At 63.6% G+C, this 22,399-nt stretch carries 25 protein-coding genes; 15 read left to right on the top strand and 10 right to left on the bottom strand.

Going from position 1 to position 22,399, the window contains the following annotated elements; genetic code table 11:
• Window positions 1-38 precede the first annotated feature (38 nt).
• Both OEZ71_RS08890 and OEZ71_RS08885 read left to right on the top strand, forming a co-directional pair.
• A complete protein-coding gene (locus OEZ71_RS08890; RefSeq protein ID WP_263739589.1) occupies window positions 39-1,109 on the top strand; it encodes a bifunctional transcriptional activator/DNA repair enzyme AdaA in 1,071 nt (356 codons plus the stop codon).
• 126 nt (window positions 1,110-1,235) lie between these two features.
• Window positions 1,236-1,499, top strand: coding sequence for a glycine zipper domain-containing protein (locus tag OEZ71_RS08885; protein ID WP_263739588.1), 264 nt, complete (start codon window positions 1,236-1,238; stop codon window positions 1,497-1,499).
• 3 nt (window positions 1,500-1,502) lie between these two features.
• Here the strand turns inward: OEZ71_RS08885 and OEZ71_RS08880 are convergent, their stop codons facing one another.
• Complete coding sequence (locus OEZ71_RS08880) at window positions 1,503-2,090, bottom strand: glutathione S-transferase family protein (RefSeq protein WP_263739587.1); 588 nt, start codon at window positions 2,088-2,090, stop codon at window positions 1,503-1,505.
• 263 nt (window positions 2,091-2,353) lie between these two features.
• On the opposite strand from OEZ71_RS08880, the gene OEZ71_RS08875 reads away from it, so the two are divergent.
• From OEZ71_RS08875 to OEZ71_RS08865, 3 genes are read left to right on the top strand one after another with little or no spacing between them, the layout of a single operon-like run.
• Window positions 2,354-3,322 (top strand): DMT family transporter, encoded by a 969-nt coding sequence (locus tag OEZ71_RS08875; protein WP_263739586.1) that lies wholly within the window; start codon window positions 2,354-2,356, stop codon window positions 3,320-3,322.
• A gap of 57 nt (window positions 3,323-3,379) precedes the next feature.
• A complete protein-coding gene (locus OEZ71_RS08870) occupies window positions 3,380-4,000 on the top strand; it encodes an HAD family hydrolase (protein WP_263739585.1) in 621 nt (206 codons plus the stop codon).
• Window positions 3,997-4,908, top strand: coding sequence for an ornithine cyclodeaminase family protein (locus tag OEZ71_RS08865; RefSeq protein ID WP_263739584.1), 912 nt, complete (start codon window positions 3,997-3,999; stop codon window positions 4,906-4,908). The genes OEZ71_RS08870 and OEZ71_RS08865 overlap by 4 nt, the downstream gene beginning before the upstream one ends.
• Before the next feature lie 66 nt (window positions 4,909-4,974).
• On the opposite strand, the gene OEZ71_RS08860 is transcribed toward OEZ71_RS08865, so the two are convergent.
• Together OEZ71_RS08860 and OEZ71_RS08855 are read right to left on the bottom strand one after the other, a co-directional pair.
• Window positions 4,975-6,213, bottom strand: a complete 1,239-nt coding sequence (locus OEZ71_RS08860; protein ID WP_263739583.1) for an MFS transporter — start codon at window positions 6,211-6,213, stop codon at window positions 4,975-4,977.
• Window positions 6,214-6,369: 156 nt separating this feature from the next.
• The gene (locus OEZ71_RS08855; RefSeq protein WP_263739582.1) at window positions 6,370-7,329 is read right to left on the bottom strand and encodes an MBL fold metallo-hydrolase; all 960 of its coding nucleotides are present in this window, start codon (window positions 7,327-7,329) and stop codon (window positions 6,370-6,372) included.
• Between the two features lie 121 nt (window positions 7,330-7,450).
• On the opposite strand from OEZ71_RS08855, the gene OEZ71_RS08850 reads away from it, so the two are divergent.
• Window positions 7,451-8,338: a LysR family transcriptional regulator gene (locus tag OEZ71_RS08850; protein ID WP_263739581.1), complete on the top strand. Its 888-nt coding sequence runs from the start codon at window positions 7,451-7,453 to the stop codon at window positions 8,336-8,338.
• Between the two features lie 51 nt (window positions 8,339-8,389).
• The gene (gene zapE, locus OEZ71_RS08845; protein ID WP_263739580.1) at window positions 8,390-9,472 is read left to right on the top strand and encodes a cell division protein ZapE; all 1,083 of its coding nucleotides are present in this window, start codon (window positions 8,390-8,392) and stop codon (window positions 9,470-9,472) included.
• A gap of 84 nt (window positions 9,473-9,556) precedes the next feature.
• Here zapE and OEZ71_RS08840 read toward each other — a convergent pair whose 3' ends face one another.
• Genes OEZ71_RS08840 through paaI form a run of 4 tightly spaced genes read right to left on the bottom strand, consistent with a single transcriptional unit; the run spans window position 9,557 to window position 13,096 of the window.
• Complete coding sequence (locus tag OEZ71_RS08840) at window positions 9,557-10,144, bottom strand: TetR/AcrR family transcriptional regulator (protein ID WP_263739579.1); 588 nt, start codon at window positions 10,142-10,144, stop codon at window positions 9,557-9,559.
• 4 nt (window positions 10,145-10,148) lie between these two features.
• The gene (gene paaK, locus OEZ71_RS08835) at window positions 10,149-11,459 is read right to left on the bottom strand and encodes a phenylacetate--CoA ligase PaaK (protein ID WP_263739578.1); all 1,311 of its coding nucleotides are present in this window, start codon (window positions 11,457-11,459) and stop codon (window positions 10,149-10,151) included.
• 9 nt (window positions 11,460-11,468) lie between these two features.
• Entirely contained in the window at window positions 11,469-12,668 is a 1,200-nt protein-coding gene (gene pcaF, locus OEZ71_RS08830) for a 3-oxoadipyl-CoA thiolase (protein ID WP_263739577.1), read from the bottom strand.
• Window positions 12,665-13,096 (bottom strand): hydroxyphenylacetyl-CoA thioesterase PaaI, encoded by a 432-nt coding sequence (paaI, locus tag OEZ71_RS08825; RefSeq protein ID WP_263739576.1) that lies wholly within the window; start codon window positions 13,094-13,096, stop codon window positions 12,665-12,667. Before paaI ends, pcaF begins: the two co-directional genes overlap by 4 nt.
• A 106-nt stretch (window positions 13,097-13,202) precedes the next feature.
• Between paaI and paaZ the strand changes: the two genes are divergently transcribed.
• The 3 genes from paaZ to OEZ71_RS08810 are packed head-to-tail and all read left to right on the top strand — an operon-like array spanning window position 13,203 to window position 16,406.
• Window positions 13,203-15,212: a phenylacetic acid degradation bifunctional protein PaaZ gene (paaZ, locus tag OEZ71_RS08820; protein WP_263739575.1), complete on the top strand. Its 2,010-nt coding sequence runs from the start codon at window positions 13,203-13,205 to the stop codon at window positions 15,210-15,212.
• 10 nt (window positions 15,213-15,222) lie between these two features.
• A complete protein-coding gene (locus OEZ71_RS08815; RefSeq protein ID WP_263739574.1) occupies window positions 15,223-16,005 on the top strand; it encodes a PaaX family transcriptional regulator C-terminal domain-containing protein in 783 nt (260 codons plus the stop codon).
• A 53-nt stretch (window positions 16,006-16,058) separates the two neighbouring features.
• A complete protein-coding gene (locus tag OEZ71_RS08810; protein ID WP_263739572.1) occupies window positions 16,059-16,406 on the top strand; it encodes a DUF2794 domain-containing protein in 348 nt (115 codons plus the stop codon).
• On the opposite strand, the gene OEZ71_RS08805 is transcribed toward OEZ71_RS08810, so the two are convergent.
• The 3 genes from OEZ71_RS08805 to OEZ71_RS08795 form a co-directional block, all read right to left on the bottom strand.
• Complete coding sequence (locus tag OEZ71_RS08805; RefSeq protein WP_263739571.1) at window positions 16,387-17,229, bottom strand: C40 family peptidase; 843 nt, start codon at window positions 17,227-17,229, stop codon at window positions 16,387-16,389. The genes OEZ71_RS08810 and OEZ71_RS08805 overlap by 20 nt on opposite strands.
• Window positions 17,226-18,611: a leucyl aminopeptidase family protein gene (locus OEZ71_RS08800; RefSeq protein WP_263739570.1), complete on the bottom strand. Its 1,386-nt coding sequence runs from the start codon at window positions 18,609-18,611 to the stop codon at window positions 17,226-17,228. Before OEZ71_RS08800 ends, OEZ71_RS08805 begins: the two co-directional genes overlap by 4 nt.
• 66 nt (window positions 18,612-18,677) lie before the next feature.
• A complete protein-coding gene (locus tag OEZ71_RS08795; protein ID WP_263739569.1) occupies window positions 18,678-19,058 on the bottom strand; it encodes a hypothetical protein in 381 nt (126 codons plus the stop codon).
• A 145-nt stretch (window positions 19,059-19,203) separates the two neighbouring features.
• Here OEZ71_RS08795 and OEZ71_RS08790 point away from each other — a divergent pair, with 145 nt between their 5' ends.
• The 5 genes from OEZ71_RS08790 to OEZ71_RS08770 all read left to right on the top strand — a co-directional run bounded on the left by OEZ71_RS08790 (window position 19,204) and on the right by OEZ71_RS08770 (window position 22,267).
• Complete coding sequence (locus OEZ71_RS08790; protein WP_263739568.1) at window positions 19,204-19,851, top strand: carbonic anhydrase; 648 nt, start codon at window positions 19,204-19,206, stop codon at window positions 19,849-19,851.
• 102 nt (window positions 19,852-19,953) lie between these two features.
• Window positions 19,954-20,931 (top strand): sodium-dependent bicarbonate transport family permease, encoded by a 978-nt coding sequence (locus OEZ71_RS08785; RefSeq protein ID WP_263739994.1) that lies wholly within the window; start codon window positions 19,954-19,956, stop codon window positions 20,929-20,931.
• Between the two features lie 2 nt (window positions 20,932-20,933).
• On the top strand, window positions 20,934-21,245 hold the full coding sequence (locus OEZ71_RS08780; RefSeq protein ID WP_263739567.1) for a DUF3240 family protein: 312 nt from the start codon (window positions 20,934-20,936) through the stop codon (window positions 21,243-21,245).
• Between the two features lie 51 nt (window positions 21,246-21,296).
• Window positions 21,297-21,713 carry a hypothetical protein gene (locus tag OEZ71_RS08775; protein ID WP_263739566.1) on the top strand — a complete coding sequence of 139 codons (417 nt, stop codon included), beginning with the start codon at window positions 21,297-21,299 and terminating at the stop codon, window positions 21,711-21,713.
• A gap of 95 nt (window positions 21,714-21,808) precedes the next feature.
• On the top strand, window positions 21,809-22,267 hold the full coding sequence (locus OEZ71_RS08770) for a tetratricopeptide repeat protein (protein WP_263739565.1): 459 nt from the start codon (window positions 21,809-21,811) through the stop codon (window positions 22,265-22,267).
• The last annotated feature ends 132 nt before the right edge of the window (window positions 22,268-22,399 follow it).

Below are 22,399 nucleotides of genomic sequence, written 5' to 3'. Positions count from 1 at the left end.
GGCTGCACGACACGGCCGGCCGGTTTACCAATGATCCCATGCTGTTTCAGACCTCAGATGACGATCTCTATGCCGCCCTCGTTGCGCGGGACGCTGCCTATGACGGCCGCGCCTTTGTCGGTGTCACCTCGACCGGTATTTTCTGCCGGCTGACCTGTCCGGCCCGTAAACCCAAACGCGAGAACTGCCGGTTTTACCGTACCGTCGCCGCATGCCTGACCGCCGGGTTCCGGCCCTGCAAACGCTGCCATCCGCTGACCGCTGCGGCGGAGGCAGACGCGGTGATCCGCGACTGTCTCGCCGCTCTGGCTGAGCGAGAAGATCACCGCTGGAGCGAGGACGACATCGTTGCGATGGGCTATGATCCCTCTACCGTCCGGCGCGCGTTCAAACGCCATTTCGGGATGACCTTCCTGGAAATGGCCCGGCTGGATCGCTTGCGGCGCGGATTCACGGTTCTGAACGACGGTGGCCGGGTCATTGATGCGCAGTTGGAGGCGGGTTTTCTGTCGCCCTCGGCTTTTCGCGATGCTATTTCGCGGCTGATCGGAGAGGCCCCCGGCCGTCTGCCTGCTGATCCGATCCTGTGCGTCGACTGGATTGAAACGCCTTTGGGCGCGATGATCGCTGTCGCCGACAACCGTGCGCTGCACCTGCTGGAATTCGCCGACCGCAAGGCGCTACCCGGCGAGTTGAAGCGCCTTCGAACGGCTGGGCGCGGATCACTGGGGATCGGCCGGACGCCCGTCCACGATCTGGTCGCGACGGAACTGGCAGCGTTTTTCGCCGGACGCTCTGCGCGGTTTGCCACCCCGCTCGCCCTCCATGGCAGCGCGTTTGCCTGTACCGTCTGGCAGGAATTGCGGCGGATCGCTCCGGGTGAAACCCGCAGTTATAGCGACGTTGCGCGCGCGATCGGCAGGCCCGAAGCGGTTCGGGCGGTGGCCCGCGCCAACGGTGCCAACCAGATCGCGCTGATCGTGCCCTGTCATCGGGTCGTCGGTGCGGATGGCGGCCTGACCGGTTATGGCGGCGGCCTGTGGCGCAAACAGAAACTGATCGAGATCGAAGCGGCCTTTGCTTGCGGCGACAAAACTGCTTGTCAGTAATCTCTGACCATCCGCGTTGCCTAACGACGTTCATCCTTAAGCGGCTATTGGCCGATGTCTTGACGCAGGTCAGGAACCAGGAAGCCAAATCCCGATTATAATACGGGACAGCAATTGGAGGCTCCTATGAACAAACTTATACTGATCCTGCCGATCACCCTTGCCCTTGCTGGATGCCAGACGGCTGAGCAGCGCGCCGTCGGTACAGGCGCGCTTGCCGGTGCGGCGATCGGCGCGGCTGTTGCTGATGACGATGACCGTCTGGAAGGCGCCATCGTGGGCGGCGCAGCGGGCGCGCTCGTGGGCACGCTGATAGGACAGGCCCAAAACCCGGGCGATTGCGTCTATGAGGATGCCTATGGTCGCCGCTATGTCGCGGCTTGTCCCTGAAGCTCAGCGCGCCATGGCCCGCTGATAGGCGGGCCGCTTGCGCATGCGGGTGAGGTAGTCGGTCAGCCGGTGCTCGACGATCGGGAAGCGCGCCGACAGTGCCCAGTTTCCGCAATGGGTAAGGATGATGTCGGGCACCGTCATCATCTCGCCCATCAGGAAGGGGCCATCGCCCATCCGCTGCATCAGGGTTTTCTGACTGCGCTCGAATTCCCAGCGGAGGGTGTTCTTGATCGCGGCATGGCGCAGTTCTTCCGGCAGGACGAAGCTGTGCCGCGCCGCCATCCAAAGATTGGCGTCAAACTCATCCAGCAGAAACTGTGTCAGGCTGTCCTGCCGGGCGCGGTCCAGCGTGCCGGCGGGATGGGTGAGTTTGTCGTGTTTGTCGGCAAGATATTGGATGATCGCCGTGGAATCAGTGATCGGTGTTCCGTCCTCGATCAGGACGGGAACCTTGCCGGCCGGGTTGAAATTCGTAACACCCTCGGACCGCGGCGGTGCCGAGATGTGATCGAAGGGGATACCCAACTCTTCCAGCATCCAAAGCACACGGGCGGCGCGACTGTTGCTGGTTCCGATCACTGTGTACATGCGGTTCTCCCCGGGGCGATTGCCATATGGAGACATGACCTCTCGGGCCGGTGCAAGGGGGTGTGAGCCGGATGTGATGCTGGCAGGCACGAAGATCGTGAGGCATTTGCCGTCTACTGCCGATATTTGTCTGGGGACCCGATGAGTGGTTTTCATTGGGCGCGGGCAGCGTGGCGCCGGAAGGGTGAAAAAAGCGGCCGTCGCTGAAACGCTACGGCCGATCTTGACTTGCGCCGGTATTCTGTTCCCTATCAGATGCCCACATGTTGCGGTCGCTGTCCGAAAACCCCACGCTTCTCGGAGCCCTCTGCGCCCTCGGCGCGGTCTTCTGCTTTTCCGTCAATGACATGGCGATCAAGTTCCTGTCCGATGGCTACGCCCTGCATGAGGTCGTGCTGTTTCGCTCGTTGATCGGTATGGCCGTCCTGCTGATCGTCCTTTTGCCCGTCTCGGGGGGCTTTGCCGCACTCCGGACGCGGCGGCTGGGACTGCACCTTGCGCGCGGCGCCTGCGTCGTCTTCGCCAACATGACCTTCTTCCTCGGCCTCGCCTCGCTGCCCTTGGCCGACGGGGTGGCGATCTTTTTTGTGTCGCCGCTGATCATCACGGTATTTTCGGTTATCTTCCTTGGCGAAAAGGTCGGCCCAAGGCGCTGGGCGGCCATCGCCGTTGGTCTCATCGGTGTCCTCATCATCCTGCGCCCCGGCACCTCGGTCTTTCAGCCCGCGGCCCTTCTGCCCATCGCCGCCGCCTTCGGCTATGCGACGCTGCACATGCTGACCCGCTATATCGGCCGGACGGAGAACGCGCTGTCGATGTCTTTCTACATCCAGCTCACCTTCATCGTGATCTCGGGCCTGACCGGGCTCGCAATCGGAGACGGAAGCCTCGCCGGGACCGGCAATGCCTCGCTCGACTTCTTGTTCCGCGAATGGACGATACCGTCGGGCCGCGACTGGTGGATCCTGTTCGCGGTCGGCGCCACCTCTGCCTTCGGCGGTTTTCTGATCTCTCAGGCCTACCGCGTGGCCGAAGCCGCCGTTGTCGCGCCCTTCGAATATATCGCCATGCCGCTCGCCGTGGCCTGGGGCGTTCTGGTCTTCGGCGACTGGCCCGATCTGGTGGCCACGGCGGGGATCGCGCTGATCATCGGCTCGGGCCTTTTCATGGTCTGGCGCGATGCGCAGGACCGCCGGGCGAAAGTGCCCGATACGCCGCGATACCGCCGCTGAGGGGGCTTTCACCGGCCGGGCGGCTGTGATCTAGATGGGCCGGACGGGAGGCCTATCTTGACCATTCAAGCTGTCATCTTCGATATCGGCCGGGTCCTGATCGGCTGGAACCCCGAAGGGTTCTACGACCGGCTGATGCCGCGTTCAGAGCGGGAACGTATGTTCGCCGAGACCGGCATCGAAGACGTAAACCTCTCGATCGACCGGGGCGCACCCTTCCGTGAAACCATCTTTGCCTTGGCCGAACGCCATCCCGAATGGGCCGACATGATCGTGAAGTGGCATGACAACTGGATCGATATGGCTCAGCCCGTCATCCCGCATTCGGTGCGGCTGCTGCGTGCGTTGAAGGCGCGCGGCATTCCGGTCTTCGCATTGACGAATTTCGGGGCGGAAACATTCGAGATCGCAAAGGATCCCTATCCGTTTTTTGCCGAGTTCGACCGCGCCTATGTCTCGGCTCATCTGGGCGTCCTGAAACCCGAACCGCGCATCTATGAAATCGTCGAGGAGGATTGCGGACTGCCACCCGGCGGGCTTCTCTTCACGGACGACAAGCAGGAAAACATCGCCGCCGCTGCCGCACGCGGCTGGCATGTGCATCAATTCGACAGGCCGGAGGGCTTTGCCGCCCGGCTGATCGCCGAGGGATTGTTAACCGAAAGGGAGGCTGCATGAGTATCGAGATCATCGGGCCGGAGGCCGAGGCGAAGCTGGATTGGCTGGCCCTGACCGAGGCATTGGAGGCGGGCCACCTGCTGCCGAAGGCCGAGGTTGGCGATACGGTGCTCCGCCGCGGCGACGACACGCTCCTGACCCGCTCGGCCTGGATCGACGGCATGGGGCTCGCGGTCAAGGCCGCCACGATTTACCCCGGAAACCAGCGCTTCAACGTGCCGAACCTTCATGGCGCCGTGGCGCTCTTTGCCGATCAGACCGGTATCCCCGAAGCCTATCTCGACTTCGCGCTAGTGACAAAATGGAAGACGGCCGCCGACAGCCTGCTCTCGGCCCGTCGACTTGCCCGCAAGGATTCCGCGACCTTCCTCCTCGTCGGCGCGGGCACTGTCGCCCAGTCAATGGTCGAGGCCTATTCCGCAGCCTTCCCCAATGCACGCTTCCATGTCTGGACCCGTACAGATGCAACCGCGCAGGCCTTTGCCGCGGCAACCGGGGCTACCGTTGAAGCCGATCTGGAGACCGCCGTCGCCAAGGCCGATGTCATCGCCACGGCCACCATGGCGACGGCGCCGGTGATCCGGGGTGAATGGCTGAAACCCGGCACTCACCTCGACCTGATCGGCGCCTATCGGCCCGATATGCGCGAAGTAGATGACGAAGCCATGCGGCGCTCCCGTATCTTCGTCGATGCGCGCGCGACCACGATCCACCATATCGGCGAGATCATGGACCCCATCGCCTCGGGCGCAATCACCGAAGGCGATATACTGGCCGATTTCTATGACATCGCCGGAGGCGTCTACACCCGGACGTCGGACGACGAGATCACAATCGCCAAGAATGGCGGCGGTGCGCATCTGGACCTTATGACTGCCCGCTACATCCTGAACGCCGCGAAGTCCTGATCCCATTTTCTGTCGGAAAATACGCCACGGGGGTCCGGGGGTGTGAAACCCCCGGCCTCTCCACCGTTACGCCGCCTGAGCCGCCAGCGACCGTTCCCTCACCGGCAGATGCACGATGGCCGAAAACGCCCCGACCGCGACACCGATCCACCAGACGAGCGTATAGTCGCCATAGGCATCGTAAAGACGTCCGCCGAGCCAGACGCCCATGAACGATCCAACCTGATGCGACAGGAACACGATTCCGTAGAGCGTGCCCATGTAACGCAGCCCGTAGATATGGCCGACGAGGCCGGACGTCAGCGGCACTGTGGCCAGCCAGAGCGACCCCATGCCAATCGAGAAAAGAACCACGGTAAGCGGCGTGATCGGGAATAGGATGAACATCGCGGCAAAGAGCGTCCGCCCGGTATAGATCGCGGCCAGAACATACTTTTTCGGAAAGACCTTGCCGAGCCAGCCGGCGGTCAGCGTTCCCGCAATATTGGCAAGCCCGATCAGCGAGATCGCCGCCGCACCCAGGGCCGAGGTCGACGAGATACCAATCGCGGCAAGCGGTCCCGAGGGCGAGATCGGGCCGCACATCTCGGTCACCAACGCCGGGAAATGCGCGACCATAAAGCCGAGCTGGTAGCCGCAGGAAAAGAACCCGAGAAAGATCAGCGTGAAACTCGGATCGCGGAACGCCCGCCTCAGCGCTGCGCCCATCGACACCTCCACAACCGGCCCGTCTGGCCGCTCAGGCGCGCGCATCAGCGGCAGGACGGCGATGACCGACAGGATCGACGCCGCGAAGATCATGAAGACGATCTGCCAGGGAAAGACCCCGAGCAGGATCTCGGCCACCGGCGCCGAGAACACCTGTCCGAGTGAGCCTGCGGCCGAGGCAATGCCGAGCGAGAGTGACCGGTTGTCGTCGGAGGCCGCACGCCCGACAACCGCCAGCACGACGCCAAACCCGGTTCCGGCGATGCCGAAGCCGACGAGAATTTCCAGGAGCTGATGCTGACCCGGTGTCATGGCATAGGCCGACAGGACCAGCCCCGCCGCATAACAGATCGCGCCGAGCACGATGGCCTTCCTGTCGCCAAACCGCTCGGCAATGGCCCCGAAAACCGGCGCGCCGATGCCCCAGGCGAGGTTCTGGATCGCGATGGCAAAGCTGAAATCGGCGCGCGGCCAGCCAAACTCGTCTGCAATCGGGATCTGGAACACGCCGAAACTCGACCGGATCGCGTTCGAGACCATGAGAACGATGATCCCGGCGATCAGGGCCGGGAACAAAATCTGGGCGCGTGTTTGCATGATGTCTCCTGTGGACCGGCACTTTCGCCGAGCACAGGAAGGCGGTCAAATCGAGAATTGTGATCGCGACAATTCCGTTCGTTTCTTGCGACCGCGCGGCCGGACCGCGACAGCACCTCGCAGCCGCCCGTGACAGGCGGCTGCGGCAACTCTGTCTTACTTCAGGTCATTGTAGGCAGCGGGAACATTCAGCCCCGGGTGCACCCAGCCAAAGAGCGCGTAGCCACCGAATTCCGGCAGTCCGACGCGGGATACGGTCTCTTCAACGCTCAGCCCATCGGCAATAGCCGCGCTAACCTCGCGTTCAACCGCGCTCAGATAGTCGATCGACCAGTCAAACGCGCTCGTATCCGTGACGGGGCCGTGCCCCGGCACAACCTTTGTGTTGGCATCGATCGCGTCGCGTACCCGCACCAGTGTGTCACGCGTCGCCACGAGATGCCCGTCCAGCAGCCATGGCAGGGCCGGTGCCGGAGCGATGACCGGGTTTCCGGTCCAGAGAACATTGGCAGATGGTACCGAGACGAATAGGTCGCCGCCGGTCTGCGCGAATCCATAGTCGCGGATATCGACAGCGATCCCACCAAGATCGACCGTCAGACTGCCGCCCTCGCCGATCAAGATGTCGGCATCGGTCGGTTCGATTTCCTCGATCCCTCGCCCCTCGCCGAAATTCTGGATCATGAAGGCAGTATCCGCTTCGAAATGGCTGTCGATATATGCCTTGGCGTTGGCGTGCTGGATGATGTCGATCTCGTCGGGCAGGTAGAAATTGCCGTAGGAGTGATCGCCGTGGAAACTGGTGTTCACCATGTAGCGCACTGGCAGATCGGTTTCGGCCGCGATCAGGCCGAATAACTGGCTGTTCAGCCGCTCGTTCAGCATCGAGTCGATGACGAGAACGCCACGCGTGCCGATGACGAACCCCGATGTGGTCGCGATCGGCAACCCATCGGCGGCCATTTCCTCCGCTCCTGCCGGTATGACCGCGAAGACGCCTTCGGCAAGCTTTTGTGATTCCAGCACGACGGTGTTGGCGTCCCAGACCGGCTCTTGCGCTCGTGACGAAGACACCGTCATCGCGGCGACAGCTGCGAGTGTAACAATCCTTCTCATTTTGATCTCCGTGAAAGCGGGCGCCCATCCCGGGTTGCCCTGATGCCGGCAAGATAGGTTGTTGCAGAAACTCGAACAGACTGACATTATTTCAATAACTATTCTATTAATTAGACCCTCCATGGGACAGATCGAAGACCTCCGCGCCTTTGTCCGCATCGTCGAGTTCGAAAGCATCGGAAAGGCCGCCGAAGCCGCCGGCATCGCCAAATCGGCGATGAGCAGAAAGCTGCGGCTGCTCGAGGAGCGGTTGCAGACCGAGCTCATCACCCGTACGACCCGGCAATGGGCGCTGAGCGATACCGGCAGGGAGTTCTACGACCGCGCCGTCGACATACTCGCGGCTCTGGATGAGGCCGAGGCGCAGGTCCGCTGCGACTCCCGGTCACTCTCGGGCGATATCCGGCTGTCGGTCCCACTCCATTTCGGCCGTATGGTCCTTGCCCCGGCGCTGCTGGACTTTGCCGCCGCGCATGCAGGGCTTCGCCTGACAGTGGATTTCGACGACCGGATCGTCGATGTGATCGGCGAGAACTATCATCTGGTCGTGCGCGTATCCCAGCCGCCCGATTCCTCACTGATCGCGCGGAAGCTAACCGAAACCCGGCATGTTCTCTGCGCCAGCCCCCACTATCTTGCCCGCAATCCGCCGATCGAAACGCCCGCCGACCTGCACCACCACCGCATTATTCAATTTGGCCCGGCGCGCCATGCAAGCTGGACCTTGCAAAGCCCGACGGGCGCAAAAACGACCGTGCGGCTGCTCGCCGTTCTCAATTCCGGCGATGGCGCGTTTCTGATCGACGCCGCCGCATCCGGGCTCGGCGTGGCGCGCGTGCCCGATTATCTGGCTGATCCGGAAATCCGCACGGGCCGGCTGGTCCGTGTCCTCCACAGTTACGGGCACGAGCCGCGGGGCGTCCATGTACTCTACCCGGCGACCCGGCATCTGCCGGTCAGGGTACGGGTGCTTCTGGACTTTCTCGTGCGCCGGACCCGCGATCTTTGAAAGCGCGTCAACCGCACTTCCCCTTCGCTGGCGCCCGCGCTATCGAGAGCCATGACCGAGACACTGACCGAAATCTACGATCGTATGACCCATGAGGGCGACCTCAAGCAGGACGCCGCCCAACGCGCGCTCCTGCCCGAATTGCAGCGCATCCGCGAGGGGCTGGAGGCCGGGAACGGCCGAAGGAAGGGTCTCTTGGGCGGGCTCTTCGCGAGGGCGCCGGACGGGGTGAAGGGCCTTTACCTCTGGGGCGGGGTCGGGCGCGGCAAGTCGATGCTGATGGACCTCTTCCACGCCCATGTGAAAATCGAGGCCAAGCGCCGCGTCCATTTCCACGCTTTCATGCAGGAAGTGCAGGCGGCTTTGCAAGAGGCGCGCAAGACCGGCGTCGATGACGCCATCCGGCCCGTGGCCGAGAAGATTGCCGAGGACCTGCGGCTTTTGTCGTTCGACGAGATGCAGATCACCGACATTGCCGATGCGATGATCGTCGGCCGTCTCTTCCAGATGCTTTTCGACCGCGGGGTGACGGTTGTCACCACCTCGAACCGCGTGCCGGACGATCTTTACAAGGACGGGCTGAACCGGCCCCTCTTCCTGCCCTTCATCCAGCTTCTGAAGGACCGGCTGGAGGTGCGCGAGATCGAGAGCGAGACGGATTACCGCCAGCATCGCCTCGAAGGCGCGCAGGTCTATTTCACCCCCGCCGATGCGCGCGCCAAGACCGCGCTTTCGCAGATATGGACCGAACTCACGGGCGGCGGCGGCGATGCCGAGCTACGGCTCACCGTGAAGGGCAGGGAGGTCACGCTGCCCGACTACCATGCCGGCGTCGCCCGCGCGGGCTTCTGGGACCTCTGCGGCCGCCCCCTCGGCCCCGCCGACTACCTCGCCGTCGCGGGCGCGGTGCGCGTCCTGATCCTCGAAGACATCCCGCACCTCTCATCCGAGAACTACAACGAGGCGAAACGCTTCGTCACCCTCATCGACGCGCTTTACGAGGGCAAGGTCCGGCTCATCTGCTCGGCTGCCGAAGAGCCCGAACGGCTTTATGTCGAGGGTGCCGGCAGCTTCGAATTCGAACGCACGGCGAGCCGGTTGCGGGAGATGCAGGGGGCGGAGTGGGGGGCATGATGCCTTCGCCAATCCTGGGAAAGAACGCCAGGTAAGGTGGGTTTTAAGCCACCCTACAGATGTCTTCAGCGCGCTCTTTCGGCCTCACTCTGAAATCGCAGGCAATCCGCCGATCACCAGATCGGTAACCATGTCGGCATAGGCCTCGCGGCCGATCCCTTTGCCCGGCCGGTGCCAGAGGAAGAACCAGTTGAGCATTCCGAAGACCGACATCGTCGCGGCCTGCAACCGATCCTCTGTCAGATCGGGGCGCAGGCGGCCGAGCGTTTCAGCGAGCGAGCCCACAAGTCGGCGCTGATGCCCGCGCAGCACCGTCTGCTGGTCTGGCGTGAGTGCCTTAAGCGCATCGAGTTGCAACCGGTGTTCGGCATCGGCATCGCGGTATTCCATGAGGATCGCGCGGATGAGGGCCCTCAGCGTGGCTTCCGGCTGTCCTTCGGGCACTGCGGCGACCACTTCGACGAGGCCGGAGAGATGCGCGTCGAGGATATCGAAAAGAAGCGCCTCTTTCGACGCATGATAGTGGTATAACAGCGCCTTCGACACGCCGCAGGCCTTAGCCGCCCCGGCCATCGAGGCACGGTCGAAGCCATGCGCCGCGAAATATGCCGCTGCGCCTTCGCGGATAGCGGCGCGCTTGTCGTCGTGATCGCGGGCCAGTCCCCTTGGCATGAATTCAGCCCTTAGGTCGCTTGTCGACGATGCGGACCGCCTTACCCTGGCTGCGCGCGATGCCACCGGGATCGGCGACGCTGACCGCGATGTTCAGGCCCGACGTATCCCGCACCGCCTTTTTCAATGCGGCGGCGGCCTGCAGCCTTTCGGTCGAATCCGAATGCCCCTCTGCCGCCTCGACCAGTACCGTCATCTCGTCCAGCCGTCCCTCGCGCTTGAGTTCGATCTGAAAATGCGGGGCGAAGGTGCGGATTTTCAGGATCTGCTCCTCGATCTGGGTCGGGAAGATATTGACGCCCCTCAGGATGATCAGATCGTCCGAACGGCCCGTCACCTTCTCCATCCGCCGCATGGACCGCGCCGTGCCGGGCAGCAGGCGCGTCAGGTCGCGGGTGCGGTAGCGGATGACCGGCATCGCCTCTTTCGTCAGAGAGGAGAAAACCAGTTCGCCCTTCTCACCCTCTGGCAGCACCACACCGGTTTCGGGGTCGATGATCTCGGGGTAGAAATGATCCTCCCAGATATGCAGCCCGTCCTTCGTTTCCACGCATTCATTGGCCACGCCCGGTCCGATGACTTCCGACAGCCCGTAGATATCGACCGCATGCATGTCGAAGGCCTGTTCGATTTCGGCGCGCATCGCATTGGTCCAGGGTTCGGCTCCGAACACCCCGACCTGAAGCGGGCTCTTGCGCGGATCGCGGCCCTGTGCCCGGTATTCGTCAAGTATTGCCAACATGTAGGAGGGCGTGACCATGATTGTGGAGGCGCCAAAGTCCTCGATCAGTTGCACCTGTCGGGGCGTCAGTCCGCCCGATATCGGCACCACCGTACAGCCCAGCCGCTCAGCCCCGTAATGCGCGCCGAGTCCCCCAGTAAAAAGCCCGTAACCGTAGGAAACATGGACGACATCCCCCGACCGTGTTCCCGCCGCCCGCAGCGACCGGGCGACGCAATCCGCCCAGGTGTCGATGTCTTTCTGTGTGTAGCCCACAACCGTCGGCTTGCCCGTTGTGCCGGAGGAGGCATGGACACGGACGACTTTTTCACGCGGCACGGCGAACATGCCGAAGGGATAGTTCGCGCGCAGGTCGGCCTTGGCGGTGAAGGGGAATTTCGAAAGATCAGAGAGGTCTTTCATATCGTCGGGATGCACCCCCGCCGCATCGAAGCTCTGCCGGTAGTAGGGCACGTTGTCATAGGCGTGTTTCAGCGACCATTTCATGCGGGCAAGTTGCAGCGCCGCGATCTCATCCCGGCTTGCGGTCTCAATCGGGTCCAGCGTCTTCGGGTCCGGTGTCAGGTCCTTCATCACCCCTCCTCACGGGGCTTCGAGCAGGAGCGATATGCCCTGCCCGACCCCCACGCACATGGTGCAGAGCGCGCGAGCCGTTCCACGCCTGTCCATCTCTATCCCCGTCGTCAGTGCCAAGCGCGCGCCGGACATGCCGAGCGGATGGCCAAGGGCGATGGCCCCGCCATTCGGGTTCACATGCTCTGCGTCATCCGGCAGGCCGAGTTGGCGCATCACGGCAAGCGCCTGAGCGGCGAAGGCCTCATTCAGTTCGATCAGCCCGATATCGGCGATGGTCAGGCTGTGGCGAGAGAGCAATTTCTGCGTGGAGGGGACCGGTCCGATGCCCATGATACGCGGCGGAACGCCCGCGGTCGCCATGCCGGTGATCCGCGCCTTTGGCGTCAGGCCATGGCGCTTCACCGCCTCCGCCGAGGCGACGATCAACGCCGCCGCGCCGTCATTCACGCCGCTGGCATTACCCGCGGTCACGCTGCCATTGTCGCGGAACGGCGTGTGCAAAGCTGCAAGCTTTTCTGCCGTCGTTTGGCGTGGATGTTCATCCTGAGAGACGATCACAGGAGCGCCCCGACGCTGCGCGAGCGTCACCGGCGCGATTTCTTCGGCCAGACGGCCCGAGGCGATGGCGGAAAGCGCGCGGGTCTGGGACCTGAGTGCGAAAGCGTCCTGATCGGCGCGGGCGATGCTGAACTCTGCCGCTACGTTCTCGGCCGTCTCGGGCATCGAGTCGACGCCATACTGCGCTTTCAGCACCGGGTTGACGAAACGCCAGCCGATGGTCGTGTCGAATATCTCGGCGTTCCGCGAGAACCCGGCCTCAGCCTTCGGCATTACGAAGGGTGCCCGGCTCATGCTTTCGACGCCGCAAGCCAGCACCACCTCCGCCTCGCCCAGCCGTACCGCGCGCGCCGCCTGCCCGACCGCGTCGAGACCCGATCCGCAGAGACGATTCAGTGTAACGCCCGGCACGGAAACGGGCAGCCCCGCCAGCAATGCCGCCATGCGCGCGACATTGCGGTTGTCCTCCCCCGCCTGATTGGCGCAGCCCGCTATCACCTCGTCCACGGCCTCGCCTGGCAGACCCGTCGCGTCCATAACGGCGCGGATCACACCTGCCAGCAAGTCGTCGGGCCGGATCGAGGCCAAGGCCCCGCCATAACGGCCGATAGGTGTCCTGAGCCCTTCGCAGAGAAATGCCTCTCTCATGTGTCTTCCTCGAAATGTTGGCCCTCGATCTGGCGCGAAAGGCCCCGGAACAGAGCCACCTTGCGCCCGTCGTCGCCGGTGACCGTGACGTCGTAGATGCCCGAACGACCGGAGAGGCTGACCTCGACCGCCTCGGCGGTCAGACGCTCACCCTCCCGCCCCGGAGACAGGTACGTGATGGAATTTTGCTGCGCGACGACAAGCCGGTTTTGGCTGTTGCAGGCAAAGGCAAAGGCACTGTCTGCCAGCGTGAAGATATATCCGCCATGGCAGATGCCGTGACCGTTCAGATGTTCAGCCCGGACGGTGAAGGACATCACCGCCCGCCCCGGCCCGACCGCATCAAGGCTCATGCCGAGATGCTTCGAGGCCGCATCGCCCGCCCATATCGCAGCAGCACTTTTCTCCGCCCGCTCCTGCGGTGTCATCCTATTCTCCCTGTCTCAGATGAATGCTGCTACATATCCGACCGTGCGGTCAAGAGTGTTGCGCGCGTTCATGGCTGCGCTAGACTGGAGGCGAAGGGAGAAGACCATGCTCACCCCATCCTCCTACATTGCGGGCCGCTGGATCGGACCATCGGCCCATGCGGCACGGATCGACAGCCCGGTAACGGGCGAACCGATTGCCAGGGCCGGGTCCGAGGGGATCGACTTCGGCGCGGCGTATTACTGGGCAACGGGCAAAGGCGGTCCCGCGCTGCGCGCCATGAACATCCATGAACGGGCGCGGATGGTGAAAGCCATGGCACTGATGTTGCAGGAGCGGAAAGAGGAGCTTTACGCCCTCAATCCCCTGACCGGCGCCACCCGCAAGGATGGCTGGATCGACATCGAAGGCGGGATCATGACCGCACTGACGATGGCGTCGAAGGCACGGCGCGAGATGCCGGATGGCGAGGTCCATCTTGACGGGCCGGTCGAGCGGCTGTCGCGGAATGGCACCTTCCTTGGCCGCCATGTCGCGGTGCCGATGCAAGGTGTGGCGGTCCAGATCAACGCTTTCAACTTTCCGGTCTGGGGCATGCTGGAGAAACTGGCACCGGCGCTTCTGGCCGGCATGCCGGTCATCGTGAAACCCGCGACCCAGACGAGCTACCTGACCGAGGCCGCCTTTCGCATGATCCTCGAAAGCGGGCTGTTGCCCGAGGGCGCGGTGCAACTCGTGGTGGGGCGGACAGGCGATCTTCTCGACCGGCTCGGGGCGCAGGATGTGGTCAGTTTCACCGGCTCGGCGGCCACCGCACTTGCCTTGCGGTCGAACCCGCGCCTTCTGGCGCAGGGCACGCGGTTCATCGCCGAGCAGGACAGCCTGAACGCCGCAGTCCTCGGCCCGGACGCCACGCCCGGCACGCCGGAATTCGACCTCTTCGTGAAAGAGGCGGCGGCGGAGATGACGGTGAAGGCCGGGCAGAAATGCACCGCGATTCGGCGGATGATCGTGCCCGAGGCGCTAGCCGACGCTGTCGTCGAAGCCATCTCCGCCCGGTTGGCCGCGATCCGGATCGGCGATCCGGCAGACCCGGACACGCGGATGGGGCCGCTCGTCTCGATGGCGCAGAAGGCCGATGTCACGGACCGCGCGGCCGAGATCGCAAACGATACTCGGCTGGTCTTCCGCCATCACGACGCCCCCGGCGACGGTGCATTCGTCGCGCCCCAGCTGTACCTCTGTGACGATCCCGACGCGGCCCGCGCTGTGCATGAGGTCGAAGCCTTCGGCCCTGTCGCGACGATCCTGCCTGCCCGAGACCTTTTACATGCCGCGCATCTCGCCAATCGCGGGGGTGGCAGTCTTGTGTCGTCGCTCTTCACGCACGACCCCGACGTGGCGCGGGCCTATGTGACCGAGGCCGGAGCCTGGCATGGCCGCATCTATATCAACGACCGGGACTGTGCGGCCGAAGCGACCGCCCACGGTTCCCCGCTGCCGCATATGGTCCATGGCGGGCCCGGCCGCGCGGGTGGCGGCGAGGAGTTGGGCGGGGTGCGGGGCATTCTGCATTACATGGCGCGGGTGGCGGTACAGGGCAGCCCGGCGATCTTGTCTCGCGTTCAGAGAGAGTATGCGGAAATAGATGCAATTATTGATTGTGTAAAACACCCGTTCCAGCAGAATTTCGATAATCTGGAGATCGGTCAGGGTATCGAAACCCCGTTCCGGACCGTAACCCTAGCAGATATCGAACATTTTGCCGAATTCACCGGCGACACTTTCTATGCCCATATGGATGACGAGGCCGCCCGCGCCAACCCCTTCTTCCCGGGCCGTGTCGCGCATGGATATCTGATCCTCTCCTTCGCCGCCGGGCTGTTCGTGGACCCTGCGCCGGGGCCGGTCCTCGCCAATACCGGGTTGAACCACTTGCGGTTCCTGAAACCGGTCAGCCCCGGCGACGCGATCCGGGTACGGCTGGTGGTCAAGCGCAAGACAAGGCGGACTGCAGAATATGGCGAAGTCGCCTGGGCCGCGACGGTCACCAACCAGAAAGGCGAACCGGTCGCGGAATACGAGCTTTTGACGATGGTGGCACGGTCAGGTTAGACCCGTTTCCATGGACCCGCTTGCGCCCCTTATCGACGCTCTGCATGCCCAAGGCCGCCTCAGGGTGTGGTCGCTGGTTGTCACTGTCATGGGCGATGCCGTTCAGCCGCGTGGCGGCCGGATTGCTGCGGCCCGGCTTCAGGACCTCTTGGGGCGGATCGGGGTGGAGCCGGGCGCCCTGCGCACCGCCCTGTCGCGGCTTGTCGCCGATGGCTGGCTGATACGCGAGCGAAATGGCAGGACCAGCCATTACCGGCTGAGCGAGCAAGGGCAGGCGGAATACGGTCCGGCAGCAGAGGCCATCTATGCCGCGCCCAAGGCAGAGCCGGAATGCTGGACGATTGCGCTTGGCGATGATGTGGGCGGGATATCTCTTGGCGGCGGGCTGTGGCTGGTGGCGGGGAACGTCCCGGCAGAGGCCGCACTTGCCGTTTCGGGTGCGTTGAAGGTGGGGGCAGGGATGCGCGAAACGCTCTGCCATCCCGACCGTCTCGCGGCGCTTGAACGGCTCGCCGCCGACCTCGATGTGCTGGACGCTGCGCGCCTCGGCCCTCAGGACGCAATTGCGGCGCGGACGATGCTGATCCATCGCTGGCGGCGGATCGTGCTGCGCCATGGGGACCTTCCCGATGCCGTGCTTCCGGCGCGGCTGACCGGGCTCCGGTCCCGTGTCGGGGCCGCCTATCACGCGCTACTGTCGGCATCGGAACATTGGCTTGAAACCGGTGATGCACCTCTTCCTGCAGCGGATACAGGGCTCGCTGACCGCTTCGCTGTAAACCCGGTCGCCTGACCCCGACCTATCCAGGTGCTTGATTTGCTGCAAAAGCGCGGTAAGATTCACCTATGACGGTCCAGCCGCCGATCCCGTTTCGCGCCTCCGCAACCCCGCCCGAGCAGGTTGCCTTCGACCGTCTGGAACTCGGCACGATCCTGGGGCTTTACGGGCGCATGGTGGCGGCGGGCGAATGGCGCGATTACGCGCTTTCCTTCCTCAGCGACATGGCGGTCTTTTCGGTCTTTCGCCGGGCAGCGGAACACCCGCTTTACCGTATCGAAAAACGACCGCGCCTGCGGAGCCGTCAGGGCATGTATGCAGTCGTGGGTATGGACGGACAGGTCCTGAAACGCGGCCATGACCTGCCGACGGTTTTGCGCATCCTCGAACGCAAGCTCATACGTCCTGTAGACTGAGCCGCCTGACCGAGGTGACAGCACCGTCGCCCTGCTTGGCGATACGTACGATCGCCTCGTCGATCCCTTCATAGGCAACGGACATGTGGTAGGCATTGGCGTGGATCAACCGTTTGTCATCAACCGCGATGGCGACATGACCTTTCCAGAAGACCAGATCCCCGCGCCGCCGATCGGCACCGGAACCGAGCCGCTTGCCCAATGCATTTTCCTGCATGTCGCTATCACCGGGGCAGGCGATGCCACAGGCGGTCATCGCCGCCTGAACGAGCCCCGAACAATCGATCCCACTGCGCGAATTCCCGCCCCAGAGATAGGGCGTGCCGACAAGACTTTCGGCGACCGAAACCGGATCTTCGGCCCAATCCTCGATTTCCCTCAGATGCGGGCGCGGAACGAAGAGACCTTCGGCGGTCTCGAAGAACCGCTCGTGTGTTTTCCTAACCGCAAGCCTTGCGCCAAGGCTCAGCATCGCCGCCTCGGGCGATTTGATATCTGCCGCGCGGTAAAGATGTGTCGCGGGCGCTGCGACCCAATGCGTTGCGGCCACTGGCGGGCCAAGGACCGGTTCGGGCAGGTAGCCACAATAGCCGTCCTTGTCGGCACGGATGAAGGCAAAGCCCTTGTGCCGTTCAAGAACCAGAACACTTTCCCCCATCAGCACTTGCCGGTCGCGCGCGCCCAGCGGTTGAACCAGAAGGTCCGCACGGGGGACGACGATCCGGGCAGGCTCACCCGCTACATATTTCAACGCCTCGACCTCGCCCTTGAGCGATACATGCGCGACGCGTTCGTTCGCCGGGGTGAGGCGGCGGTCGGTCATAGCGGCAGCACATCGGGCAGGGCCGCGAGGATCGCGCGGGCGCCCTGACCGACACCCCCCTTGGGGCGGGCCGGTTCGGATTTTGGCTGCCATCCGTAGATGTCGAAATGAACGTAGCGCGGGGTTTCAGTCACGAACCGCCGCAGGAAGAGCGCGGCGGTGATCGACCCGGCCATGCCACCCGACGGCGCATTGTCGAGATCGGCGATGCCCGGCTCGATCATCGTCTCGTAAGGCTCCCAGAACGGCATGCGCCACAAAGGATCGGCAACCGCCGATCCTCCGGCCGCCAGCGCCGCCGCTACGGCATTGTCGTCGCAATAGAACGGCGCCAGATCGGGTCCGACTGCGACGCGCGCAGCACCAGTCAGCGTGGCCATGGAAATGATCAGGTCCGGCTTTTCCTCATCCGCCAGCGCCAGCGCGTCGGCGAGCACCAGACGGCCCTCGGCGTCGGTGTTGTTGACCTCGACCGTCAGCCCCTTGCGACTGGTCAGGATGTCCTGCGGCCGGAACGCGTTGCCGCCAACCGCATTCTCAACTGCGGGAACGAGGACCCGAAGCCTCAGCTTCAGCCCCAAAGCCATGATCATCCGCGCAAGCCCCATGACCGTCGCGGCCCCGCCCATATCCTTCTTCATCAGTCCCATCGAAGAGGCTGGCTTGATGTCGAGCCCGCCTGTATCAAAGCAGACACCCTTGCCAACGAGCGTCAGGGTCGGCCCCTCTGAGCCCCAGCGCAGATCGAGAAGCCGGGGCGCCCGGCTGGAGGCGCGGCCGACCGTGTGGATCATCGGAAAGCCTTCCGCCAGCAGGTCATCGCCACGCACTACGCGTGTTTGCGCCCCGAACCTTTCCGCCAGCGCAAGGAAAGCGTTCTCCAATTCGCCCGGCCCCATATCGGCGGCCGGAGTGTTGATCAGATCGCGCGTCAGCGCCTCACCTTCGGCAATCGCCAGAATGCGGGCTGTATCGATCCCATCCGGCGCTTTCAGCCGGGCCGACGGGGCTTTCGCGGATTTGTAGCGGTCGAAGCGGTAGGTGGCGAGCAGCCAGCCGAGGGCAGCCTCCTCCAGCTCGTTTCTGTCCAGCGGTCCTTCCAGATGCCAGTTGCCGTCCGGCAGATCGGCCACCACCTTCGCGGCATGGAACCGGCCGCGCTGGCGGGCAACCGGTGAACCCCAGCCAAGGATGGCAGCGGCAGGGCTGCCATCGGGACCGGGAAGCAGGCAGAATTGGCCGAGTTTTCCCGCGAACCCGGCGGCGGTCAGCCAGGCGCGTTCGGCTGGCGACCGGGCTGCAAGGAATGCCTCAGCATCACTTTGCGCGACGATATGAACGGGACGTGACGGCTGGTCGGGATCGGCGAAGGCAAAGGGCATGGCGGGCTCGAGATTGTTACCGCGCCAGACTAGCGGGCCGCACGGTGCCCGCAACCCCCGTCGCACTCAGATCGTCATGTCGCGCAGGTCCCAGACCGCGTTCAGCGAACGATCCCCGATCCGAAGCAGACGGGCGAGCGTTGCGGCCTGCCCCGCATGGTCCTCCGCTACCGCCGCAGCGATGACATCCAAGGCGACCATCACAAAACTTGTCAGCCCAATCTGGTCGGCCATCTTCACGACGACCCGCGCGCTGCGCCTCAGTGCGACAAGGTCGCCATCATCGGCAAAGCGTTGCATCTCAGACAACCGCGCATTCAATTCCTCCATCGTGCGGGCCACGACCCGCTCAGCCCCGGCTTCGCCCAGTTCCGCGTACAAAGCCACAAGGCAATCTGGATTCACGCGAACCCCTTCCTCGTGGCGCAAAACGGCAAGTTTCGCCACCCTTCACCCTCCGACTTCACGCCCCACGCGCCGGCTCAGCCTGAACGTCACCTCTCAAGAAATTCTTGATGACCAGCGGAAAAACCGCTCGAATTCGATACGTCGGATCGCTATGTCGGGCGGAACAAATTGCGAGGCGAGGGATATGGAACACGCGAAACCGCTGCCGACCTACCTGGTGCAACGCTATCACGGCTGGAAGGCGACGACCTGGGAAGAGAACCGGTCCTGGTATCGCCGTCTTGCCGAAGAAGGGCAGCGTCCGCGCGCAATGGTTATCTCCTGCTGTGACAGCAGGGTCCATGTCACCTCGATCTTCGGTGCCGATCAGGGTGAGTTCTTCATCCATCGCAATGTGGCCAATCTCGTGCCGCCCTATGAGCCCGACGGCGAGCCGCACGGCACGTCGGCGGCGCTGGAATTCGCGGTGACCGCGCTGAAGGTGGCGCATGTGATCATCGTCGGCCATTCCTATTGCGGTGGGGTCAAGGGCTGTCACGACATGTGTTCGGGTACCGCCCCGGCACTGGAGGAAAAGACGAGCTTCGTCGGTCGCTGGATGGATATCCTGCGCCCGGGTTATGAGCGGATCAAGGATCTGCCTGAAGGCGAACGACTAACGGCGCTGGAGAAACAGGCGGTTCTGGTCAGTCTTGAAAACCTCATGACCTTCCCATTCGTTCGCTCTGCAGTGGAAGCGGGCGAAATCAGCCTGCACGGGCTCTGGAACGATATCGGCGAAGGCGGGCTGGAGCAGTTCGACCCGGCAAGCGGTCGGTTCGTCGCGATCTGAGGTTTGGGGTTCGGGCGGTTAGTGTTGCCCGACGGCAAAATGCCCCTTGTCTTGGCCGCCGGTCCCCCTATCTACGCTTTTACCTGACACGGGGCGGTGACGTTGGACGCGATTATTTCGGTTATGGGGCAGAACCTTCTGTCCCCGATCATACTGAGTTTTGCACTTGGCCTCGCCGCCGCGATGGCGCGATCCAGCCTCTCAGTGCCCGAAGCCGCAGCCAAGGCGCTGTCGATCTACCTGCTCTTTGCGATCGGCTTCAAAGGCGGCGCCAGTGTCTCCGCACACGGGCTTGATCTACGGTTGGGTCTGGCGCTCGTCGCCGGCATTGCGTTGAGTTTCGCGATCCCGATCGTGGCGTTCGCCCTCCTGCGCGCGCTCACGGGGATGTCGCGCGTCGATGCCGCTGCCGTCGCGGGGCACTACGGTTCAATCTCAATCGTCACATTCGTATCGGCGACCGCGATCCTGACCAGCTCAGGCATGGGGTATGAGGGCTACATGGTCGCCGTCGCAGCAGCGATGGAGGCGCCCGCAATTGTCGCGGCACTCTGGCTGGCCGCGCGCGGCGGGTCGGGTGTTAAGATGGATGCCGAATTGTGGCGCGAAGTGCTGCTGAACGGCTCCATCGTGCTTTTGATCGGCGCATTCATGATCGGTGCAATCACCGGCGAGCGCGGCCTGGCAGAGATCGAAAGCTTCATCGTGTCGCCGTTCAAGGGCGTGCTCTGCCTTTTCCTTCTGGATATGGGGCTGGTCGCCGGGCGCGGACTGAAGCAATCGCGTGGGCTTCTTTCTGCCGGTGCTCTGGTTTTCGCGGGCCTCATGCCCCTGATCGGCGCGGCGATGGCACTGCCGGTGGCAATTATGCTGGGCTTTTCCGCCGGCGGCACCGCGCTCTTCATGACGCTGGCCGCCTCGGCATCCTACATCGCTGTGCCAGCAGCGATGCGGGTTGCCCTGCCTGAGGCAAATCCGTCCATCTACCTGACCCTGTCGCTCGGCGTGACATTCCCCTTCAACCTGGCGCTCGGCATTCCGCTTTACGTGACCGTGGCCGGATTTGTGACCGGAGGCTGACGATGCAGACGCATGATGCAAAACGTGTTGAAATTATTATCGAGGCTCCGCTCGAACACCGCCTGACCGATGCGATCATCGACGCAGGTGTTACCGGATTCACGATCCTGCCGGTCCTTGGCGGGTCAGGCCGATCCGGACAATGGAGCCGTGATGGTCAGGTCTCGGTCGCGGGCGGCATGGTCGCGGTGGTCTGTATCGTGCGGCCGGACCGTGTAGACGGCTTGCTCGATGCCGCCTTCAAGGTGGTGGAGCGGCATATTGGTGTCGTCTCCGTGACCGACTGCAAAGTACTCCGGGCCGAGCGGTTCTGACACATAACGGCGCTAAACCTTCTGTTAACCAGATTCGCCGAATCTGGCGGTATGACACAGTATCGCTCAGTCTCCCTTGATCTTCCCGACGATGTCGTCGCCGCGTTAGGCAGCGCCGCCGATGCGGCCGGATGTCAGCCGTCCGACTATCTCTACGCCGTGTTGCGTGTCATTCTGTCGAACGCCCCGGCTAGAGCCGGCGGCGAGGAAGAGGTGATCCGCAGGGAAATCCACCAATCCTCCGACTGGCTGGAGCTTCAACGCAGACTGCGGGCGCGCGGCTATGTCCTGCGCCGGGTGCCGGATGGTGGGCTGGCCATTCACACCTGGCCACGTGATCGTGCGATTCTGCGGGTCGAGGACTTAGGATACAGTTCCGCGGGGCTGGTTCTTAAATTCGGCGCGGCTTTTCCCGGTGATCTGAGCGGCGCCCGCCGTGCGCGCCTAGCCCCGCCACCGGCCGCATGATCGTGACAAGGGAATTTTCCCGAGACGGATCGTGAATGATGGTCATCGGGACGCTCTGTGCTAGGATCGATGCAAGGGCAGAAGGAGTCCCCGTCATGATCCTCAACCACTTCCCGATACTTCGCGTGTTTGTCGCTCTGGCCATGCTTGGCACGCCCGCCTTCGCGGCTGGCAGCAACGACAATGCCGCCGCGTCCGCACCTACCGGAATGACCGAAGCTCAGGCGGCCGTGGACGCGGGCCGCTACCCCGAGGCGCTGAGACTGTTGGCGGCCGTGATAAAGTCGGAGCCGCGCAACGCCAATGCGCTGGACCTCATGGGCTATTCCAATCGCAAAATGAACCGGTTGTCCGAAGCCGCGCGCTATTACGATGCGGCGCTGAAGGTGAACCCGCAACATATCGGCGCGCTGGGACACCAGGGCGAATTGTTCGTGGAGACGGGCGACTATGACCGCGCCCGGCAAAACCTGAAACTTATAACGGCGATCTGCGGCGCCTGCGAAGAAGTGATCGACCTCCGGGCCGCGCTGGATGCCAAGGGCCAAAGCTGAGGTATCACCGGACGCATTGCTCCGACAGACGGCCCGTGCCGAAAGCCATGCAGCGGCGCATTGGTTGTGAATGGATCGCGGTGCCCTCGCGAAGCCGCAGTTCTTCGGGATTTTCCACGCCGGGAAAGATCG

The organism is Albidovulum litorale, assembly GCF_025751495.1.
GTDB classification, from domain to species: Bacteria; Pseudomonadota; Alphaproteobacteria; order Rhodobacterales; family Rhodobacteraceae; genus Albidovulum; species Albidovulum litorale.
Note: the sequence above shows the minus strand (reverse complement) of the source record. Positions and strands in the feature narration are given on the sequence as shown.

Bases quoted from the DNA above. Each gene is read 5' to 3' on its own strand.
- OEZ71_RS08890 (WP_263739589.1), top strand. From the start codon at position 39: ATGCTGTTTCAGACCTCAGATGACGATCTCTATGCCGCCCTCGTTGCG.
- OEZ71_RS08885 (WP_263739588.1), top strand. From the start codon at position 1,236: ATGAACAAACTTATACTGATCCTGCCGATCACCCTTGCCCTTGCTGGA.
- OEZ71_RS08880 (WP_263739587.1), bottom strand. From the start codon at position 2,090: ATGTACACAGTGATCGGAACCAGCAACAGTCGCGCCGCCCGTGTGCTT.
- OEZ71_RS08875 (WP_263739586.1), top strand. From the start codon at position 2,354: ATGTTGCGGTCGCTGTCCGAAAACCCCACGCTTCTCGGAGCCCTCTGC.
- OEZ71_RS08865 (WP_263739584.1), top strand. From the start codon at position 3,997: ATGAGTATCGAGATCATCGGGCCGGAGGCCGAGGCGAAGCTGGATTGG.
- OEZ71_RS08860 (WP_263739583.1), bottom strand. From the start codon at position 6,213: ATGCAAACACGCGCCCAGATTTTGTTCCCGGCCCTGATCGCCGGGATC.
- OEZ71_RS08855 (WP_263739582.1), bottom strand. From the start codon at position 7,329: ATGAGAAGGATTGTTACACTCGCAGCTGTCGCCGCGATGACGGTGTCT.
- OEZ71_RS08850 (WP_263739581.1), top strand. From the start codon at position 7,451: ATGGGACAGATCGAAGACCTCCGCGCCTTTGTCCGCATCGTCGAGTTC.
- zapE (WP_263739580.1), top strand. From the start codon at position 8,390: ATGACCGAGACACTGACCGAAATCTACGATCGTATGACCCATGAGGGC.
- OEZ71_RS08840 (WP_263739579.1), bottom strand. From the start codon at position 10,144: ATGCCAAGGGGACTGGCCCGCGATCACGACGACAAGCGCGCCGCTATC.
- paaK (WP_263739578.1), bottom strand. From the start codon at position 11,459: ATGAAGGACCTGACACCGGACCCGAAGACGCTGGACCCGATTGAGACC.
- pcaF (WP_263739577.1), bottom strand. From the start codon at position 12,668: ATGAGAGAGGCATTTCTCTGCGAAGGGCTCAGGACACCTATCGGCCGT.
- paaI (WP_263739576.1), bottom strand. From the start codon at position 13,096: ATGACACCGCAGGAGCGGGCGGAGAAAAGTGCTGCTGCGATATGGGCG.
- paaZ (WP_263739575.1), top strand. From the start codon at position 13,203: ATGCTCACCCCATCCTCCTACATTGCGGGCCGCTGGATCGGACCATCG.
- OEZ71_RS08815 (WP_263739574.1), top strand. From the start codon at position 15,223: ATGGACCCGCTTGCGCCCCTTATCGACGCTCTGCATGCCCAAGGCCGC.
- OEZ71_RS08810 (WP_263739572.1), top strand. From the start codon at position 16,059: ATGACGGTCCAGCCGCCGATCCCGTTTCGCGCCTCCGCAACCCCGCCC.
- OEZ71_RS08805 (WP_263739571.1), bottom strand. From the start codon at position 17,229: ATGACCGACCGCCGCCTCACCCCGGCGAACGAACGCGTCGCGCATGTA.
- OEZ71_RS08800 (WP_263739570.1), bottom strand. From the start codon at position 18,611: ATGCCCTTTGCCTTCGCCGATCCCGACCAGCCGTCACGTCCCGTTCAT.
- OEZ71_RS08790 (WP_263739568.1), top strand. From the start codon at position 19,204: ATGGAACACGCGAAACCGCTGCCGACCTACCTGGTGCAACGCTATCAC.
- OEZ71_RS08780 (WP_263739567.1), top strand. From the start codon at position 20,934: ATGCAGACGCATGATGCAAAACGTGTTGAAATTATTATCGAGGCTCCG.
- OEZ71_RS08775 (WP_263739566.1), top strand. From the start codon at position 21,297: ATGACACAGTATCGCTCAGTCTCCCTTGATCTTCCCGACGATGTCGTC.
- OEZ71_RS08770 (WP_263739565.1), top strand. From the start codon at position 21,809: ATGATCCTCAACCACTTCCCGATACTTCGCGTGTTTGTCGCTCTGGCC.